7 protein-coding genes are annotated in these 22,404 nt (G+C 43.8%); 1 reads left to right on the top strand and 6 read right to left on the bottom strand.

Going from position 1 to position 22,404, the window contains the following annotated elements; genetic code table 11:
• Nucleotides 1-70: 70 nt before the first annotated feature.
• From PYV58_RS08000 to PYV58_RS07975, 6 genes are all read right to left on the bottom strand, one after another.
• A complete protein-coding gene (locus PYV58_RS08000) occupies nt 71-16,456 on the bottom strand; it encodes a SwmB domain-containing protein (protein ID WP_275059794.1) in 16,386 nt (5,461 codons plus the stop codon).
• Between the two features lie 611 nt (nt 16,457-17,067).
• Nucleotides 17,068-17,811 carry an LPS export ABC transporter ATP-binding protein gene (gene lptB, locus PYV58_RS07995; protein WP_004724336.1) on the bottom strand — a complete coding sequence of 248 codons (744 nt, stop codon included), beginning with the start codon at nt 17,809-17,811 and terminating at the stop codon, nt 17,068-17,070.
• The gene (gene lptA / locus PYV58_RS07990) at nt 17,811-18,353 is read right to left on the bottom strand and encodes a lipopolysaccharide transport periplasmic protein LptA (RefSeq protein WP_227504290.1); all 543 of its coding nucleotides are present in this window, start codon (nt 18,351-18,353) and stop codon (nt 17,811-17,813) included. Before lptA ends, lptB begins: the two co-directional genes overlap by 1 nt.
• A gap of 10 nt (nt 18,354-18,363) precedes the next feature.
• Nucleotides 18,364-18,909: an LPS export ABC transporter periplasmic protein LptC gene (lptC, locus tag PYV58_RS07985; protein ID WP_004822582.1), complete on the bottom strand. Its 546-nt coding sequence runs from the start codon at nt 18,907-18,909 to the stop codon at nt 18,364-18,366.
• A 39-nt stretch (nt 18,910-18,948) separates the two neighbouring features.
• The gene (locus PYV58_RS07980; RefSeq protein WP_004822583.1) at nt 18,949-19,488 is read right to left on the bottom strand and encodes an HAD-IIIA family hydrolase; all 540 of its coding nucleotides are present in this window, start codon (nt 19,486-19,488) and stop codon (nt 18,949-18,951) included.
• 3 nt (nt 19,489-19,491) lie between these two features.
• Nucleotides 19,492-20,484 (bottom strand): KpsF/GutQ family sugar-phosphate isomerase, encoded by a 993-nt coding sequence (locus PYV58_RS07975; protein WP_004822585.1) that lies wholly within the window; start codon nt 20,482-20,484, stop codon nt 19,492-19,494.
• A 197-nt stretch (nt 20,485-20,681) separates the two neighbouring features.
• Between PYV58_RS07975 and cysS the strand changes: the two genes are divergently transcribed.
• On the top strand, nt 20,682-22,103 hold the full coding sequence (gene cysS / locus PYV58_RS07970) for a cysteine--tRNA ligase (RefSeq protein ID WP_004822587.1): 1,422 nt from the start codon (nt 20,682-20,684) through the stop codon (nt 22,101-22,103).
• The last annotated feature ends 301 nt before the right edge of the window (nt 22,104-22,404 follow it).

Below are 22,404 nucleotides of genomic sequence, written 5' to 3'. Positions count from 1 at the left end.
AACGTGCTTTTAAAATACATTGGACAATAAAAAACCCTAAGCGAACTTAGGGTTTTTTTAAGTTTAGCAATTAGAATATAAGTTGTTGATTGTGCAGCAACTCATCAAGCGTTGTATTGACATTTTCAAGGATTAAAAGATCAGCCTTCGCATATGTCGTACCAGAACCATCACGGTCAATCTGTACCACGGTTTTGTTATTGACCGAATCATAAGTTGTAAAGACATATTGTGAGATATTACCCATATTGGCAGTGCTATCGAGTAATTCGCGAATATCAATCTTATCTGCTTCAGTATCCGTGGTAACATTCCCTTTATGGAAATCCGTCCATGTATCTGTTCCATTTCCACCAGTAGCATCCGTAGAGAGTAATAAACGATATACAGCAGTATCTGAACCTGTACCACCGATTAGAATATCGTTGCCTTTACCACCTTCTAGTAAGTCATTGCCAGCACCACCATTTAAAGTATCATTACCATCGCCACCGCGTAAAATATCATCTTTATGTCCGCCATGAAGAGTATCACTTCCGTTGGTTCCATAAATTCTAACATTCACATTTGAGGCACTTTGATCAAAATTAGCAACCTTATCATAAGATGAAATTTGAGTTGAGCCTAGTAAGTTGACATCAGCAACGGAACCGGCAGTTGATTTGCTATAACCAACAATATTACCTCCCACTATATTGGTATCTACAGTGTATCGAGAGTCCCAAGCTTCCAAAGTGATACTTCCCAATAAAGTAAGATTTGCCAATCCTAAGAGATTTGGGTTGTATACTGTCGCTAAAAACTCCATCACCTTAGCATTATCAACTATACCTCCATCTAAGGATGTAATTTCTATTGTTGAAGTGGCAGCAATAATTCCTATGATACCAGTATTTGTAAGCGTAACTTTTAAACCTAAGATATCAGCTACAGCTTGAGAATATGACCATGTCGGATTCAGCCCCACTAATGCACTTGATTTTAAGGATATTTTCTTTAAGTCATTATTTACATCATAAGCTGCCAAAGGCTGGTTATCTAATTTAATTAATCCAAGTGCATCAAGCTCAATTAAACCAAGTAGACTTCCTGATTTTAGTGCTGTTATAGGATTTTGAACTGTACTAGGAGCGTATACTCCAATGTTAAAGTCGCTGCTACTTAAACTTGTATGTCCAGAAGAATCTGTGACTGTAGCAGTAATTTTATGATTAGTAATTTGACCATTTGATAAGTAATTTAAAGTAGGTTCATAACTCCAATTACCAGCACCATTTGTCAATACAGTTCCAACCTCTAATCCATCAACATAGATCGTAACAGTACTATTACTTTGTGCTTGACCAAACAAAGTTGGCGTTGAATCGTCTGTAGAATCACCTGAATATAAATTTCCAGTTGTATTTCCGACATTGTCTTGAGCACCTAAAATAATTGGTGCTGGTGGAATTGTAGAATCATTGATCGCTGTCGTTAACGGAAGTGTCGCTGCATCATTACCTGCATGATCCTGAATTGCATTTAGATCATTGGCTGCAGTTGGATCGGTATAACCCACTTGGACGCTTTGACCAGATGTCACTACAGAACCTAAAGTCAATATTACGTTTGAACCATTAACAGAGATACCAGTTACTGTGACAAGCTGTCCACCCACTGTAACAGCGAAGCTACCTATTGCAGGCAAGTTCACTGCGTCTAAAGCTTCATTATAAACCAGTGTCAATTGTGTTCCACTTGTCCCTACGGTAGCACTTACAAATGCAGGAGGAATGGTATCTAAGCTTGGTATGAGAGAACCATTGCTTACTGTGGTTGATGGAAGCGTCACAGCATCATTACCTGCATGATCCTGAATCGCATTTAGATCATTGCCTGTAGTCGGATCGGTATAAGAAACTTTGACAGTTTGACCTTGAGTCACTGCTGTGCCTAAAGTCAAGATAACATTAGTACCACTTATAGATACACCTGTCACAGCCACTAACTGCCCCCCCACATTAACATTAAAGCTGCCGAGTGGTGGTAAGTTCACTGCGTCTAAAGCTTCATTATAAGCAAGAGTCAATTGTGTTCCACTTGCCCCTACTGCAGCACTTACAAATGCAGGTGGAGTAGTATCAAAGCTTGGTATGAGAGAATCATTGCTTACTGTGGTTGATGGAAGTGTTGCTGCATCATTACCAGCCAAATCCTGAATCGCATTTAGATCATTGGCTGCAGTTGGATCGGTATAAGAAACTTTAACATTCTGACCAGCAGTTACAATTGTACCTAAAGTCAACACCACGTTATTACCCACTACCGCAACAGCAGTTACAGTCACTGATTGACCACCTACATTAACATTAAAACTTCCTACTGTTGGTAAGTGCAGTGGATTTAAATCAAGCGGTTCATTATACGTTAGTGTTAATTGTGTTCCACTTGCCCCTACTGCAGCACTTACAAATATAGGTGGAGTAGTATCTCCAGCAGGTACAGTCGAATCATTGATCACTGTAGTGGTTGGAAGCGTTGCCGCATCATTGCCAACAAGATCCTGAATCGCATTTAGATCATTACCTGTGGTTGGATCGGTATAGCCCACGGTCACCGCTTGACCTACTGTCACTGGGCTACCTAAAGTCAACACCACGTTATTACCCACCACCGCAACACCGGTTACAGTCACCAATTGACCACCAGCAGTCACTGTAAAGCTACCTGTTGTTGGCAAGTGCAGTGGATTAAAGTCGAGCAATTCATTATACGTCAGTGTCAAACTCAGTCCGAGTGGGTCAACCACCGCACTAACAAAGCTTGGCGCTGTGGTATCAAGCACAGCTGAATCATTGGTCACTGTAGTGGTTGGAAGCGTTGCCGCATCATTGCCAACAAGATCCTGAATCGCATTTAGATCATTACCTGTGGTTGGATCGGTATAGCCCACGGTCACCGCTTGACCTACTGTCACTGGGCTACCTAAAGTCAACACCACGTTATTACCCACTACCGCAACACCGGTTACAGTCACCAATTGACCACCAGCAGTCACTGTAAAGCTACCTGTTGTTGGCAAGTGCAATGGATTAAAGTCGAGCAATTCATTATACGTCAGTGTCAAACTCAGTCCGAGTGGGTCAACCACCGCACTAACAAAGCTTGGCGCTGTGGTATCAAGCACAGCTGAATCATTGGTCACTGTAGTGGTTGGAAGCGTTGCCGCATCATTGCCAACAAGATCCTGAATCGCATTTAGATCATTACCTGTGGTTGGATCGGTATAGCCCACGGTCACCGCTTGACCTACTGTCACTGGGCTACCTAAAGTCAACACCACGTTATTACCCACCACCGCAACACCGGTTACAGTCACCAATTGACCACCAGCAGTCACTGTAAAGCTACCTGTTGTTGGCAAGTGCAGTGGATTAAAGTCGAGCAATTCATTATACGTCAGTGTCAAACTCAGTCCGAGTGGGTCAACCACCGCACTAACAAAGCTTGGCGCTGTGGTATCAAGCACAGCTGAATCATTGGTCACTGTAGTGGTTGGAAGCGTTGCCGCATCATTGCCAACAAGATCCTGAATCGCATTTAGATCATTACCTGTGGTTGGATCGGTATAGCCCACGGTCACCGCTTGACCTACTGTCACTGGGCTACCTAAAGTCAACACCACGTTATTACCCACCACCGCAACACCGGTTACAGTCACCAATTGACCACCAGCAGTCACTGTAAAGCTACCTGTTGTTGGCAAGTGCAATGGATTAAAGTCGAGCAATTCATTATACGTCAGTGTCAAACTCAGTCCGAGTGGGTCAACCACCGCACTAACAAAGCTTGGCGCTGTGGTATCAAGCACAGCTGAATCATTGGTCACTGTAGTGGTTGGAAGCGTTGCCGCATCATTGCCAACAAGATCCTGAATCGCATTTAGATCATTACCTGTGGTTGGATCGGTATAGCCCACGGTCACCGCTTGACCTACTGTCACTGGGCTACCTAAAGTCAACACCACGTTATTACCCACTACCGCAACACCGGTTACAGTCACCAATTGACCACCAGCAGTCACTGTAAAGCTACCTGTTGTTGGCAAGTGCAATGGATTAAAGTCGAGCAATTCATTATACGTCAGTGTCAAACTCAGTCCGAGTGGGTCAACCACCGCACTAACAAAGCTTGGCGCTGTGGTATCAAGCACAGCTGAATCATTGGTCACTGTAGTGGTTGGAAGCGTTGCCGCATCATTGCCAACAAGATCCTGAATCGCATTTAGATCATTACCTGTGGTTGGATCGGTATAGCCCACGGTCACCGCTTGACCTACTGTCACTGGGCTACCTAAAGTCAACACCACGTTATTACCCACTACCGCAACACCGGTTACAGTCACCAATTGACCACCAGCAGTCACTGTAAAGCTACCTGTTGTTGGCAAGTGCAATGGATTAAAGTCGAGCAATTCATTATACGTCAGTGTCAAACTCAGTCCGAGTGGGTCAACCACCGCACTAACAAAGCTTGGCGCTGTGGTATCAAGCACAGCTGAATCATTGGTCACTGTAGTGGTTGGAAGCGTTGCCGCATCATTGCCAACAAGATCCTGAATCGCATTTAGATCATTACCTGTGGTTGGATCGGTATAGCCCACGGTCACCGCTTGACCTACTGTCACTGGGCTACCTAAAGTCAACACCACGTTATTACCCACCACCGCAACACCGGTTACAGTCACCAATTGACCACCAGCAGTCACTGTAAAGCTACCTGTTGTTGGCAAGTGCAGTGGATTAAAGTCGAGCAATTCATTATACGTCAGTGTCAAACTCAGTCCGAGTGGGTCAACCACCGCACTAACAAAGCTTGGCGCTGTGGTATCAAGCACAGCTGAATCATTGGTCACTGTAGTGGTTGGAAGCGTTGCCGCATCATTGCCAACAAGATCCTGAATCGCATTTAGATCATTACCTGTGGTTGGATCGGTATAGCCCACGGTCACCGCTTGACCTACTGTCACTGGGCTACCTAAAGTCAACACCACGTTATTACCCACTACCGCAACACCGGTTACAGTCACCAATTGACCACCAGCAGTCACTGTAAAGCTACCTGTTGTTGGCAAGTGCAATGGATTAAAGTCGAGCAATTCATTATACGTCAGTGTCAAACTCAGTCCGAGTGGGTCAACCACCGCACTAACAAAGCTTGGCGCTGTGGTATCAAGCACAGCTGAATCATTGGTCACTGTAGTGGTTGGAAGCGTTGCCGCATCATTGCCAACAAGATCCTGAATCGCATTTAGATCATTACCTGTGGTTGGATCGGTATAGCCCACGGTCACCGCTTGACCTACTGTCACTGGGCTACCTAAAGTCAACACCACGTTATTACCCACCACCGCAACACCGGTTACAGTCACCAATTGACCACCAGCAGTCACTGTAAAGCTACCTGTTGTTGGCAAGTGCAGTGGATTAAAGTCGAGCAATTCATTATACGTCAGTGTCAAACTCAGTCCGAGTGGGTCAACCACCGCACTAACAAAGCTTGGCGCTGTGGTATCAAGCACAGCTGAATCATTGGTCACTGTAGTGGTTGGAAGCGTTGCCGCATCATTGCCAACAAGATCCTGAATCGCATTTAGATCATTACCTGTGGTTGGATCGGTATAGCCCACGGTCACCGCTTGACCTACTGTCACTGGGCTACCTAAAGTCAACACCACGTTATTACCCACTACCGCAACACCGGTTACAGTCACCAATTGACCACCAGCAGTCACTGTAAAGCTACCTGTTGTTGGCAAGTGCAATGGATTAAAGTCGAGCAATTCATTATACGTCAGTGTCAAACTCAGTCCGAGTGGGTCAACCACCGCACTAACAAAGCTTGGCGCTGTGGTATCAAGCACAGCTGAATCATTGGTCACTGTAGTGGTTGGAAGCGTTGCCGCATCATTGCCAACAAGATCCTGAATCGCATTTAGATCATTACCTGTGGTTGGATCGGTATAGCCCACGGTCACCGCTTGACCTACTGTCACTGGGCTACCTAAAGTCAACACCACGTTATTACCCACTACCGCAACACCGGTTACAGTCACCAATTGACCACCAGCAGTCACTGTAAAGCTACCTGTTGTTGGCAAGTGCAATGGATTAAAGTCGAGCAATTCATTATACGTCAGTGTCAAACTCAGTCCGAGTGGGTCAACCACCGCACTAACAAAGCTTGGCGCTGTGGTATCAAGCACAGCTGAATCATTGGTCACTGTAGTGGTTGGAAGCGTTGCCGCATCATTGCCAACAAGATCCTGAATCGCATTTAGATCATTACCTGTGGTTGGATCGGTATAGCCCACGGTCACCGCTTGACCTACTGTCACTGGGCTACCTAAAGTCAACACCACGTTATTACCCACCACCGCAACACCGGTTACAGTCACCAATTGACCACCAGCAGTCACTGTAAAGCTACCTGTTGTTGGCAAGTGCAGTGGATTAAAGTCGAGCAATTCATTATACGTCAGTGTCAAACTCAGTCCGAGTGGGTCAACCACCGCACTAACAAAGCTTGGCGCTGTGGTATCAAGCACAGCTGAATCATTGGTCACTGTAGTGGTTGGAAGCGTTGCCGCATCATTGCCAACAAGATCCTGAATCGCATTTAGATCATTACCTGTGGTTGGATCGGTATAGCCCACGGTCACCGCTTGACCTACTGTCACTGGGCTACCTAAAGTCAACACCACGTTATTACCCACTACCGCAACACCGGTTACAGTCACCAATTGACCACCAGCAGTCACTGTAAAGCTACCTGTTGTTGGCAAGTGCAATGGATTAAAGTCGAGCAATTCATTATACGTCAGTGTCAAACTCAGTCCGAGTGGGTCAACCACCGCACTAACAAAGCTTGGCGCTGTGGTATCAAGCACAGCTGAATCATTGGTCACTGTAGTGGTTGGAAGCGTTGCCGCATCATTGCCAACAAGATCCTGAATCGCATTTAGATCATTACCTGTGGTTGGATCGGTATAGCCCACGGTCACCGCTTGACCTACTGTCACTGGGCTACCTAAAGTCAACACCACGTTATTACCCACCACCGCAACACCGGTTACAGTCACCAATTGACCACCAGCAGTCACTGTAAAGCTACCTGTTGTTGGCAAGTGCAGTGGATTAAAGTCGAGCAATTCATTATACGTCAGTGTCAAACTCAGTCCGAGTGGGTCAACCACCGCACTAACAAAGCTTGGCGCTGTGGTATCAAGCACAGCTGAATCATTGGTCACTGTAGTGGTTGGAAGCGTTGCCGCATCATTGCCAACAAGATCCTGAATCGCATTTAGATCATTACCTGTGGTTGGATCGGTATAGCCCACGGTCACCGCTTGACCTACTGTCACTGGGCTACCTAAAGTCAACACCACGTTATTACCCACTACCGCAACACCGGTTACAGTCACCAATTGACCACCAGCAGTCACTGTAAAGCTACCTGTTGTTGGCAAGTGCAATGGATTAAAGTCGAGCAATTCATTATACGTCAGTGTCAAACTCAGTCCGAGTGGGTCAACCACCGCACTAACAAAGCTTGGCGCTGTGGTATCAAGCACAGCTGAATCATTGGTCACTGTAGTGGTTGGAAGCGTTGCCGCATCATTGCCAACAAGATCCTGAATCGCATTTAGATCATTACCTGTGGTTGGATCGGTATAGCCCACGGTCACCGCTTGACCTACTGTCACTGGGCTACCTAAAGTCAACACCACGTTATTACCCACTACCGCAACACCGGTTACAGTCACCAATTGACCACCAGCAGTCACTGTAAAGCTACCTGTTGTTGGCAAGTGCAATGGATTAAAGTCGAGCAATTCATTATACGTCAGTGTCAAACTCAGTCCGAGTGGGTCAACCACCGCACTAACAAAGCTTGGCGCTGTGGTATCAAGCACAGCTGAATCATTGGTCACTGTAGTGGTTGGAAGCGTTGCCGCATCATTGCCAACAAGATCCTGAATCGCATTTAGATCATTACCTGTGGTTGGATCGGTATAGCCCACGGTCACCGCTTGACCTACTGTCACTGGGCTACCTAAAGTCAACACCACGTTATTACCCACTACCGCAACACCGGTTACAGTCACCAATTGACCACCAGCAGTCACTGTAAAGCTACCTGTTGTTGGCAAGTGCAATGGATTAAAGTCGAGCAATTCATTATACGTCAGTGTCAAACTCAGTCCGAGTGGGTCAACCACCGCACTAACAAAGCTTGGCGCTGTGGTATCAAGCACAGCTGAATCATTGGTCACTGTAGTGGTTGGAAGCGTTGCCGCATCATTGCCAACAAGATCCTGAATCGCATTTAGATCATTACCTGTGGTTGGATCGGTATAGCCCACGGTCACCGCTTGACCTACTGTCACTGGGCTACCTAAAGTCAACACCACGTTATTACCCACTACCGCAACACCAGTTACAGTCACCAATTGACCACCAGCAGTCACTGTAAAGCTACCTGTTGTTGGCAAGTGCAGTGGATTAAAGTCGAGCAATTCATTATACGTCAGTGTCAAACTCAGTCCGAGTGGGTCAACCACCGCACTAACAAAGCTTGGCGCTGTGGTATCAAGCACAGCTGAATCATTGGTCACTGTAGTGGTTGGAAGCGTTGCCGCATCATTGCCAACAAGATCCTGAATCGCATTTAGATCATTACCTGTGGTTGGATCGGTATAGCCCACGGTCACCGCTTGACCTACTGTCACTGGGCTACCTAAAGTCAACACCACGTTATTACCCACTACCGCAACACCAGTTACAGTCACCAATTGACCACCAGCAGTCACTGTAAAGCTACCTGTTGTTGGCAAGTGCAGTGGATTAAAGTCGAGCAATTCATTATACGTCAGTGTCAAACTCAGTCCGAGTGGGTCAACCACCGCACTAACAAAGCTTGGCGCTGTGGTATCAAGCACAGCTGAATCATTGGTCACTGTAGTGGTTGGAAGCGTTGCCGCATCATTGCCAACAAGATCCTGAATCGCATTTAGATCATTACCTGTGGTTGGATCGGTATAGCCCACGGTCACCGCTTGACCTACTGTCACTGGGCTACCTAAAGTCAACACCACGTTATTACCCACTACCGCAACACCAGTTACAGTCACCAATTGACCACCAGCAGTCACTGTAAAGCTACCTGTTGTTGGCAAGTGCAATGGATTAAAGTCGAGCAATTCATTATACGTCAGTGTCAAACTCAGTCCGAGTGGGTCAACCACCGCACTAACAAAGCTTGGCGCTGTGGTATCAAGCACAGCTGAATCATTGGTCACTGTAGTGGTTGGAAGCGTTGCCGCATCATTGCCAACAAGATCCTGAATCGCATTTAGATCATTACCTGTGGTTGGATCGGTATAGCCCACGGTCACCGCTTGACCTACTGTCACTGGGCTACCTAAAGTCAACACCACGTTATTACCCACCACCGCAACACCGGTTACAGTCACCAATTGACCACCAGCAGTCACTGTAAAGCTACCTGTTGTTGGCAAGTGCAATGGATTAAAGTCGAGCAATTCATTATACGTCAGTGTCAAACTCAGTCCGAGTGGGTCAACCACCGCACTAACAAAGCTTGGCGCTGTGGTATCAAGCACAGCTGAATCATTGGTCACTGTAGTGGTTGGAAGCGTTGCCGCATCATTGCCAACAAGATCCTGAATCGCATTTAGATCATTACCTGTGGTTGGATCGGTATAGCCCACGGTCACCGCTTGACCTACTGTCACTGGGCTACCTAAAGTCAACACCACGTTATTACCCACTACCGCAACACCAGTTACAGTCACCAATTGACCACCAGCAGTCACTGTAAAGCTACCTGTTGTTGGCAAGTGCAGTGGATTAAAGTCGAGCAATTCATTATACGTCAGTGTCAAACTCAGTCCGAGTGGGTCAACCACCGCACTAACAAAGCTTGGCGCTGTGGTATCAAGCACAGCTGAATCATTGGTCACTGTAGTGGTTGGAAGCGTTGCCGCATCATTGCCAACAAGATCCTGAATCGCATTTAGATCATTACCTGTGGTTGGATCGGTATAGCCCACGGTCACCGCTTGACCTACTGTCACTGGGCTACCTAAAGTCAACACCACGTTATTACCCACCACCGCAACACCGGTTACAGTCACCAATTGACCACCAGCAGTCACTGTAAAGCTACCTGTTGTTGGCAAGTGCAGTGGATTAAAGTCGAGCAATTCATTATACGTCAGTGTCAAACTCAGTCCGAGTGGGTCAACCACCGCACTAACAAAGGTCGGTGCTGTGGTATCACCACCAGGCACAGTTGAACCATTGTCTACCGCTGTCGGTGGAAGGGTTGCTGCATCATTACCAGCAATGTCTTGAATCGCATTTGGATCATTACCCGTAGTTGGATCGGTATAACCCACTTCAACCGCTTGACCTGCTGTCACGGCTGTAGCTAAGGTCAACACCACACTTGAGCCATTCACGGTAACGCCTGTTACAGCCACCACCTGACCATCTGCGGTCACCACAAAACTGTTTAATGGTGGTAAGTTCGTGCCGTCTAGCGCTTCACTATAAGTCAAGGTGAGCGATGTACCTGCTGTATCTAATGTTGCACTGACAAAGGTCGGTGCTGTGGTATCACCACCAGGCACAGTTGAACCATTGTCTACCACTGTCGGTGGAAGGGTTGCTGCATCATTACCAGCAATGTCTTGAATCGCATTTGGATCATTACCCGTAGTTGGATCGGTATAACCCACTTCAACCGCTTGACCTGCTGTCACGGCTGTAGCTAAGGTCAACACCACACTTGAGCCATTCACGGTAACGCCTGTTACAGCCACCACCTGACCATCTGCGGTCACCACAAAACTGTTTAATGGTGGTAAGTTCGTGCCGTCTAGCGCTTCACTATAAGTCAAGGTAAGCGATGTACCTGCTGTATCTAACGTTGCACTGACAAAGGTCGGTGCTGTGGTATCGCCACCAGGCACAGTTGAACCATTGTCTACCACTGTCGGTGGAAGTGTTGCTGCATCATTACCAACAAGATCCTGAATCGCATTTGGATCATTACCCGTAGTTGGATCGGTATAACCCACTTCAACCGCTTGACCTGCTGTCACGGCTGTAGCTAAGGTCAACACCACACTTGAGCCATTCACGGTAACGCCTGTTACAGCCACCACCTGACCATCTGCGGTCACCACAAAACTGTTTAATGGTGGTAAGTTCGTGCCGTCTAGCGCTTCACTATAAGTCAAGGTAAGCGATGTACCTGCTGTATCTAACGTTGCACTGACAAAGGTCGGTGCTGTGGTATCGCCACCAGGCACAGTTGAACCATTGTCTACCGCTGTCGGTGGAAGTGTTGCTGCATCATTACCAGCAATGTCTTGAATCGCATTTGGATCATTACCCGTAGTTGGATCGGTATAACCCACTTCAACCGCTTGACCTGCTGTCACGGCTGTAGCTAAGGTCAACACCACACTTGAGCCATTCACGGTAACGCCTGTTACAGCCACCACCTGACCATCTGCGGTCACCACAAAACTGTTTAATGGTGGTAAGTTCGTGCCGTCTAGCGCTTCACTATAAGTCAAGGTAAGCGATGTACCTGCTGTATCTAACGTTGCACTGACAAAGGTCGGTGCTGTGGTATCGCCACCAGGCACAGTTGAACCATTGTCTACCACTGTCGGTGGAAGTGTTGCTGCATCATTACCAACAAGATCCTGAATCGCATTTGGATCATTACCCGTAGTTGGATCGGTATAACCCACTTCAACCGCTTGACCTGCTGTCACGGCTGTAGCTAAGGTCAACACCACACTTGAGCCATTCACGGTAACGCCTGTTACAGCCACCACCTGACCATCTGCGGTCACCACAAAACTGTTTAATGGTGGTAAGTTCGTGCCGTCTAGCGCTTCACTATAAGTCAAGGTGAGCGATGTACCTGCTGTATCTAACGTTGCACTGACAAAGGTCGGTGCTGTGGTATCGCCACCAGGCACAGTTGAACCATTGTCTACCGCTGTCGGTGGAAGTGTTGCTGCATCATTACCAGCAATGTCTTGAATCGCATTTGGATCATTACCCGTAGTTGGATCGGTATAACCCACTTCAACCGCTTGACCTGCTGTCACGGCTGTAGCTAAGGTCAACACCACACTTGAGCCATTCACGGTAACGCCTGTTACAGCCACCACCTGACCATCTGCGGTCACCACAAAACTGTTTAATGGTGGTAAGTTCGTGCCGTCTAGCGCTTCACTATAAGTCAAGGTGAGCGATGTACCTGCTGTATCTAACGTTGCACTGACAAAGGTCGGTGCTGTGGTATCGCCACCAGGCACAGTTGAACCATTGTCTACCGCTGTCGGTGGAAGTGTTGCTGCATCATTACCAGCAATGTCTTGAATCGCATTTGGATCATTACCCGTAGTTGGATCGGTATAACCCACTTCAACCGCTTGACCTGCTGTCACGGCTGTAGCTAAGGTCAACACCACACTTGAGCCATTCACGGTAACGCCTGTTACAGCCACCACCTGACCATCTGCGGTCACCACAAAACTGTTTAATGGTGGTAAGTTCGTGCCGTCTAGCGCTTCACTATAAGTCAAGGTAAGCGATGTACCTGCTGTATCTAACGTTGCACTGACAAAGGTCGGTGCTGTGGTATCGCCACCAGGCACAGTTGAACCATTGTCTACCACTGTCGGTGGAAGTGTTGCTGCATCATTACCAACAAGATCCTGAATCGCATTTGGATCATTACCCGTAGTTGGATCGGTATAACCCACTTCAACCGCTTGACCTGCTGTCACGGCTGTAGCTAAGGTCAACACCACACTTGAGCCATTCACGGTAACGCCTGTTACAGCCACCACCTGACCATCTGCGGTCACCACAAAACTGTTTAATGGTGGTAAGTTCGTGCCGTCTAGCGCTTCACTATAAGTCAAGGTAAGCGATGTACCTGCTGTATCTAACGTTGCACTGACAAAGGTCGGTGCTGTGGTATCGCCACCAGGCACAGTTGAACCATTGTCTACCGCTGTCGGTGGAAGTGTTGCTGCATCATTACCAGCAATGTCTTGAATCGCATTTGGATCATTACCCGTAGTTGGATCGGTATAACCCACTTCAACCGCTTGACCTGCTGTCACGGCTGTAGCTAAGGTCAACACCACACTTGAGCCATTCACGGTAACGCCTGTTACAGCCACCACCTGACCATCTGCGGTCACCACAAAACTGTTTAATGGTGGTAAGTTCGTGCCGTCTAGCGCTTCACTATAAGTCAAGGTAAGCGATGTACCTGCTGTATCTAACGTTGCACTGACAAAGGTCGGTGCTGTGGTATCGCCACCAGGCACAGTTGAACCATTGTCTACCACTGTCGGTGGAAGTGTTGCTGCATCATTACCAACAAGATCCTGAATCGCATTTGGATCATTACCCGTAGTTGGATCGGTATAACCCACTTCAACCGCTTGACCTGCTGTCACGGCTGTAGCTAAGGTCAACACCACACTTGAGCCATTCACGGTAACGCCTGTTACAGCCACCACCTGACCATCTGCGGTCACCACAAAACTGTTTAATGGTGGTAAGTTCGTGCCGTCTAGCGCTTCACTATAAGTCAAGGTGAGCGATGTACCTGCTGTATCTAACGTTGCACTGACAAAGGTCGGTGCTGTGGTATCGCCACCAGGCACAGTTGAACCATTGTCTACCACTGTCGGTGGAAGTGTTGCTGCATCATTACCAACAAGATCCTGAATCGCATTTGGATCATTACCCGTAGTTGGATCGGTATAACCCACTTCAACCGCTTGACCTGCTGTCACGGCTGTAGCTAAGGTCAACACCACACTTGAGCCATTCACGGTAACGCCTGTTACAGCCACCACCTGACCATCTGCGGTCACCACAAAACTGTTTAATGGTGGTAAGTTCGTGCCGTCTAGCGCTTCACTATAAGTCAAGGTGAGCGATGTACCTGCTGTATCTAACGTTGCACTGACAAAGGTCGGTGCTGTGGTATCGCCACCAGGCACAGTTGAACCATTGTCTACCGCTGTCGGTGGAAGTGTTGCTGCATCATTACCAGCAATGTCTTGAATCGCATTTGGATCATTACCCGTAGTTGGATCGGTATAACCCACTTCAACCGCTTGACCTGCTGTCACGGCTGTAGCTAAGGTCAACACCACACTTGAGCCATTCACGGTAACGCCTGTTACAGCCACCACCTGACCATCTGCGGTCACCACAAAACTGTTTAATGGTGGTAAGTTCGTGCCGTCAAGCGCTTCACTATAAGTCAAGGTAAGCGATGTACCTGCTGTATCTAACGTTGCACTGACAAAGGTCGGTGCTGTGGTATCGCCACCAGGCACAGTTGAACCATTGTCTACCGCTGTCGGTGGAAGGGTTGCTGCATCATTACCAGCAATGTCTTGAATCGCATTCGGATCATTACCCGTAGTTGGGTCGGTATAACCCACAGTAACCGTCTGACCAGCTGTCACTGGTGTACCGAGAGTCAATATCACGACATTACCATTGACTGATATACCTGTCACATTAACAAGTTGACCACCCACATTAACCGAAAAACTGCTCGATGGAGGCAAGTTAGCACTATCCAGTGCTTCACTATAGGTCAGGGTTAATTGTGTTCCTGAACTATCCACATGCGCAGATTGAAATAGTGGATTTGTGACATCACCTGCTGTAATTTCAACTGTTTTTGGATTACCTGCACCATCTGTCACAGTGACCGTAATAGTTTCACCGTCTGTAAGTGGTCGTGTTAATTGAACATTATCAACCGTATTGTTACCGGTGATTGTACCTGTACCAATTACATTACCATGACCATCCGTGATTTTAACTTGACCCGTTTCATTTGAAGTAACTTCAACATGAGTTGCGTCTTGAATGGTTGTAGTAATCACTGGTGCAGTTACATCACCTGCTGTAATTTCAACTGTTTTTGGATTACCTGCACCATCTGTCACAGTGACCGTAATAGTTTCACCGTCTGTAAGTGGTCGTGTTAATTGAACATTATCAACAGTGTTGTTACCGGTGATTGTACCTGTACCAATTAAATTACCATGACCATCCGTGATTTTAACTTGACCCGTTTCATTTGAAGTAACTTCAACATGAGTTGCGTCTTGAATGGTTGTAGTGATCACTGGTGCAGTTACATCACCTGCTGTAATTTCAACTGTTTTTGGATTACCAGCACCATCTGTCACAGTAACCTTAATAGTTTCACCGTCTGTAAGTGGTCGTGTTAACTGAATATTATCAACCGTGTTATTACCTGTAATTGTACCTGTACCAATTACATTACCTTGACCATCCGTGATTTTAACTTGACCAGCTTCATTTGAAGTGACTTGAATATGGGTCGCATCTTGAATAGTTGTACTAATAATTGGCGGTGTTACATCACCTACTGTAATTACTTTTTCTGTTTGATTCCCTGCGGCATCAATAACGTCAACAATAATCTTACTGCCGTCAATTAAAGGCGAATTTAAATCAACTATTAATTTTCCATCAGGACCAATTACACCCTCAGCAATTATTTGTCCTGCTTCATTTTTAATTATAACTTTACTACCAGGTTCATTTGAAGTGACCTGAATAGTATCATTATCAATAATATTTATTTCGACTTCAGGTTTTGTAACGTCGCCAACATTTATTGTTTCAGTTGTTTTATTCCCTGCATTATCTGTTGCTGTAATTGTAATTTTTTCATTATCAACCAAAGGTCTTGTTAAATTAATTTCAAGTGCACCTGCTTGATTTAGCTGTCCTGACCCAATTGTTTTGCCACTCGCATCGACTATTGTAATTTTACTTGCTTCATCTGTGGTGATTTTAATTTTCTGATTATCTAAAATATCATAGCTTAGTTTTGGTCCTGTTTTATCCCCACCCCCTGAATGACTTGAACCACCGCCCCCACTCCCTGCAGCAGCGGCAATACCAATCAACCCAGCAGCCCCAGCAACCCATGCCCAAGCAGGTACAGCAGCATGATGACCAACTAAAAACTCTTGAAAATCGGTAATCCCTAAATAATCAATTTTAGTTACAGTGCCAGTTGCATCGAATTCAAGAAAGTTAAGTAAATAATGTTTTCCATCCGAAGTTTCTATTGTAAAGTCTTTCGGTTTTTCACCAATAAAGAAATCATCAATAACAACTTTTTCTCCATTTTTTAAATAAACCTCCAAATTATTATTAACTTTTACAATCTTGGCTATTTCTGCGCTATCAAGATTTACTTTATACACTGAGTAGTGTTTATTAACTAAATCTTGAGTGAGAACTTTAGCTGTTCCTTTTTCATAAATAGTGATGTTTTTCATAATATTTTTTCCGTCTTATAATTTACTGTTATGCAAAAAAGATAAATAAGTGAGATAAATTTCACAAGTGTATATTTTTAATATTAAAATCACATATACATATAAAAAACAGTGCTTGTCTATAATGGCTAAATGATTGATCTTTTTTAAAACCATTACTTTGTGATGCAATTATCATTTAATTAAAATCTTACTTGTTTATTTTACTAATTTATTGCGATTAAATTTAATTATCACTTTATATTCATTACTAACATTATCAATGATCACTTTTATAAATTTATTTAAATTTTATTAATAGTCTCACCTTTTTAAAAAGAAGCATTCTATTATTCCCATACTGCTCATAGCGCTTAAAAATAATAAATTCCCATTTAATTTTTATGGGTATTATAGAAACTTAAGAATTTGACTTAGATTAAATTTTAAACAAAACATGTAACACATTTTTCTATATGTGAAGAGCATCACATTAAAACTATGTTGTTAAATTTAAATGAAATAATAATTAATAAAATATTGAATCAAAATTGAAATTTTTAAAATTTGGGTCTCAAAAAATAAAAAAAAAGATGAAGGTGATCCTTCATCTTTTAAAAAAATCTGAGTGGTTATACGGTAAAATCATCACCCAAATACACTTGGCGCACGGTTTCATCTGCCAACACTTCTTCTGGCGTACCTTCCGCAATCACAGCACCTTCACTCACAATATAAGCATGCTCACAAATCGCTAAAGTTTCACGAACATTATGGTCGGTAATCAAAACCCCGATCCCACGATCTTTTAACTGTCGAATAATATCTTTAATATCACCTACCGAGATTGGATCGACACCTGCAAAAGGTTCATCCAAAAGCATAAATTTTGGATCAGCTGCAAGTGCTCGTGCGATCTCTGCACGACGGCGCTCACCACCTGACACACTCATTCCAAGAGAATCTTTAATATGGGTGATTTTAAAATCTTCCAATAATTCTTTGAGGCGTTGTTGGCGCTGCTGTTTATTTAAATCTTTACGTGTTTCAAGGATGGCCATGATATTTTCAGCAATCGTCAATTTTCTGAAAATTGAAGCTTCCTGTGGAAGATAACCAATTCCTTTACGTGCGCGCTGATGCATAGCTAAATCAGAAATATCTTCATTATCAAGATGAATTTCGCCCTTATCCATTCGCACCAAACCAACGACCATATAGAAACTGGTGGTTTTACCCGCACCATTCGGCCCAAGCAAACCCACAATTTGTCCACTTTGCATACTGAATGAAACGTCTTTGACCACCCAACGTTTACTATAAACTTTTGCTAAATGTTTGATACAAAGCACTTGAGGCTGATTCGATGCTGTCATTAATCACGCGCTCCAGGGAAAGACTTGGTACTATTTGGCGGGATAATAATTTGTACACGTCCTTTCGCTGAACCTGTGCTATTTGAACTACCAGAAGCTTCAATATCACCTTTGTTCATACTGTATTTTAATGAACTGCTGCGAATACTTGCTCCATCTTGATATAAATAAGCATTACCAATTAAATTAATAATACCTGTTTCGGCATTATAAATAATTTTTTGTGCTTCCCCACGAGCAACACCCTTTGCCGTATCAACTTGTTGTTGAAACTTAGCTGGGCCGCCAGTGGCAGTAATGGTACTAATTTGCTTATTCTTATTCAATTGAGCCACAATTGAAGCAGCTTGAAGCTTCATTGTACCTTGCTCAATGATGACATTACCGGTATATGTCGTTATACCCGCAGCTTCATTATAGGTTGCTTTATCTGCAACCAATGAGATTGGCTGATTACGATCTGACGGTAATGCAAATGCTGCTGCAGACAAGCCCATTAAACCGGCAGTGCAGATCGCTTTTATTAGGAAAGATTGTTTCATTAAAAAAGGCTTAGTTAGGTACATACTTTCCTCGAATATGTGCAAATTCATATTGACCTTGGTTTAAATCAGCTTTTAAACCCTGACTAATAAATTCTGCATCAGGTGCATTAACAGTCACTTGGTGAGTCGTTTCAAACTGACGTATTTTAGGATACCCCGTTAACTCGTCTGTCTGAAATTCCATGGTCCCTCGTTCACCAATCTTGGTCGCTTTAACTTGTCCAGATAAAACGACTTTTTCATTGTCATTAAATCCTCGTGCTTGTTTTGCAAAAAAAGTTGAATCAACTTTATTTTGATGAAACATCGAAGCATTGAGGTTACTCAGTGTTGAAGTTTTTCTTTGTAAATCTTGTTCTAAACGATCCACTTGAGCACGAACATAAAGATTGCCCTTTTCATCTGTTTGGACCAACTGGATACCCTCAGCAGTATATGTCATGCTTTTGGCTGAATTCGCATCCAACTTTTTGCCTTTCCCACTGTAATAGTAATAGCCACCACTGATTGCCGCGATGACAACTGCAGTCACATATAAAACCTTAGTATCCATAAATTACATTCAACATTTGATCAATCTGAATTTACGCTATTAATGCGGTATAGCTGTATATTTTTCAAGTAATTCTTGGTAAGTGCCTTTTGCCATCAGCAACATATCACAGACTTCACGCACAGCTCCACGCCCACCCATTGCCTGTGTGACTAAATCTGCTCGACGACGCACTTCTACATGCCCGTTAGGTACAGTGACTTTCATCCCTGCAATTGCAAAGGCTGAAAGATCTGGCCAATCATCGCCCATATATAAACAGTCTTCAGGATCTAAATTGAATTGAGCACAAGCTTCTTTAAGTGCAGCACCTTTGTCTTCACGACCTTGAAAGACCAAATCCACGCCAAGATCAGCCATACGTTTTTCAACAATATTACTTTTACGTCCAGTGATAATGATGACTTTAATTCCAGATTTTTGCACCAGCTTCATGCCTAATCCGTCGCGAATATCAAAGGATTTAATTTCATCCCCTGTATTGGTCAACGTCACAAAACCATCACTCAAAATTCCATCTACATCTAAAACCAATGCTTCAATATGACGCGCTTGTTCCAGTAAAACATAAGAAGCCATTGATTAATTTACTCCAGCTTGAATCAGGTCATGCATACTAATTACACCAATCACTTTATTGGCATCATCAACGACAATAAATTGACTAATTTTCTTTTCATTCATTTTTTCTAAAGCTTCAACTGCACGTGCTTCTTTAGAAATGGTTGAAGGATTTTGAACCATCACCGCGGAAACAGGCAAGTTCACATCAAAACCTTGCTGTCTATCAATTAAACGGCGTAAATCACCATCGGTAAATATGCCCAATAAGGTGTCATTTTCATCGACAACAGTGGTTAAACCTAAACGCTTATTGGAAATTTCGTACAAAACTTTATTCATAGGTGTATCAGGAAATACTTTAGGTAAATCAGTGCCTGTACGCATCAAATGTTTTACATGTAACAACAGACGTTTACCCAATGCACCAGCAGGATGTGACATTGCAAAATCATCTGCAGTAAAACCACGTGCATCTAATAGCGCCACAGCCAGTGCATCGCCCAATACCAATGTTGCAGTAGTACTTGAGGTTGGCGCTAAACCTAATGGACATGCTTCTTTGATATTTCCAAGTGTCAACGCAACATCTGCATTTTGTGGCATGGGTCCTTTGTCATCACCACTGATGGTAATTAAAGGCACTTCCAAATACTTAATCAGTGGCATCAACATCATAATCTCATCACTCTTTCCAGAGTTTGAAATTGCAATCAACACGTCACCTTTGACCAACATACCCAAATCGCCATGCCCTGCTTCACCAGGATGCATAAAGAATGATGGTGTGCCTGTTGATGCGAAAGTTGCTGCCATTTTCCGCCCAATATGCCCAGATTTCCCCATACCCGTAATCACTAAACGACCTTGGCACTGTAAAATAATTTCACATGCGCGCGTAAAGCGTTCATCAATTTGAGTCGCTAAAATCTCTATGGCATGTTCTTCAATGCGTAAAGTTTCAAGTGCAACTTTTTGAAAATCAACTTGATTTGATTTATTTTCAGGATTCAAAATGGGCTAACCTTAACTCTATAAAGAGTTTTGAATATCGAATGGAATATTTTTGCTATTTTAGCATAGCAATACAATAGGCTGCTTTCCTAAATGTATAAATTTCATTTTCTTAGAAAAATAACGTATAAAACTTTATGAAATATGGAGCTTAGGTTAAGATTAATCATCATTTTGTTGAAGCCTTTAGAAAACCTATGCAACCATTTGTTCTTTACAACTCTGAGCAACGAAAAAAAGTTGAATTTGTTCCCCGTAAAGAAGGACATATCGACATGTATGTGTGCGGTATGACAGTTTATGATTACTGTCATATAGGCCATGCTCGGGTGATGGTTGCTTTTGACTACATTATTCGTTTTTTACGTAGTCAAGGTTGGAATGTTAAATACGTTCGTAACATCACAGATATCGATGACAAAATTATTGCGCGTGCCAATGAAAATAGCGAAAGCATTACAGCTTTGACCGATCGTTTTATCAAGGCGATGAATGATGATGCCGAAAACCTAGGATGCTTAGCACCTGATGAGGCACCCCGCGCAACAGATTATATCGATCAAATGCAGAATATGATTGGCAACCTTGTCAATAAAGGCACGGCTTACCCTTCTGCAAATGGCGATGTCTATTTTGAAGTTGAAAAATTTAAGAACTATGGCCGACTTTCAGGACGTAAACTTGACGATATGCAAGCTGGCGCTTCTGAACGTGTTGATGTTGAAGTTGAGAAGAAGCATCCATTTGACTTTGTGCTATGGAAACATGCTAAAGAAAATGAGCCTTCATGGGCTTCACCTTGGGGCAATGGCCGTCCAGGTTGGCATATTGAATGCTCAGCAATGTCAACTTGCTGCTTAGGCAATCATTTCGATATTCATGGTGGCGGTTCAGATCTTTTATTCCCACATCATGAAAATGAAATCGCGCAATCAGAAGCTGCAACAGATGAACAATATGTAAACTACTGGATGCATGTTGGCTTTATCAATGTCGATGGCGAAAAAATGTCTAAATCTTTAGGCAACTTTTTTACCATTCGTGATGTGATGGAGAAATTCCATCCTGAAGTGATTCGTTATTTTATTGTGTCATCACACTATCGTAGCCCTGTAAACTTCTCGGACTTTGCATTAAAAGAAGCAAAAACTACGCTTTCTCGTTTTTATCATGCATTTAAAGCGTATCAACAAGTCTATGGCAATAAAACCACAGACCTGTTAGATGAAACGCTCGTCGAGCGCTTTAATTCAGCAATGCGTGATGACTTCAATACATCTGAAGCAATTGCAGTTTTATTCGAAATTATTAAAGAATTGAATCGTGCGGTTAAAGAAGAGAATGCAGCGCAATCTACGCTTTATTATTCTACGTTACGCCACTTGACCAATATCCTTGGCTTAGTTCAATACAATGTAGATGACTTTTTAAAATCAGACATTGGTCAAGAAGCACTTGGCTTATCCGAAGCTGATATTGAAGATTTCATTCAACAACGTGTTGATGCCAAGAAAAATAAAGACTTTGCCCGTGCAGATGAAATCCGTCAGTCTTTGCTTGCCCAAGGTGTAGTACTGGAAGATACACGTCAAGGTACCATTTGGCGCCGCGCGGATTAATTTCTAAGAGCTTTATTAAAAAGAAAAACCTGATCAAATGATCAGGTTTTTTTGTAAAGTCGTTGCTGACTAAATATGTTTTTAAACGGTACATCTCTTACAGTTTCTTTATATTCATCGTATGACCATACTTAAGTTTAGTTTTATAAATTGTTTGTTGAAATTTTATCTCTCCTAATTTACTTATATAAAAGCTAAATTATTAAATACATTAAAAAAATAAATATTTTATTGAATATGATGGACTATAGTTTTATTGAATCAGCGAAATAGCTGATATACTCTGGGTCCAGTTCTTCAT

Origin of the sequence: Acinetobacter sp. TAC-1 (genome assembly GCF_029025845.1) — a bacterium.
Taxonomy (GTDB): Bacteria; Pseudomonadota; Gammaproteobacteria; order Pseudomonadales; family Moraxellaceae; genus Acinetobacter; species Acinetobacter guillouiae.
The sequence above is the reverse complement of the archived record's forward strand: the minus strand, read 5'-3'. Positions and strand labels throughout refer to the sequence as shown.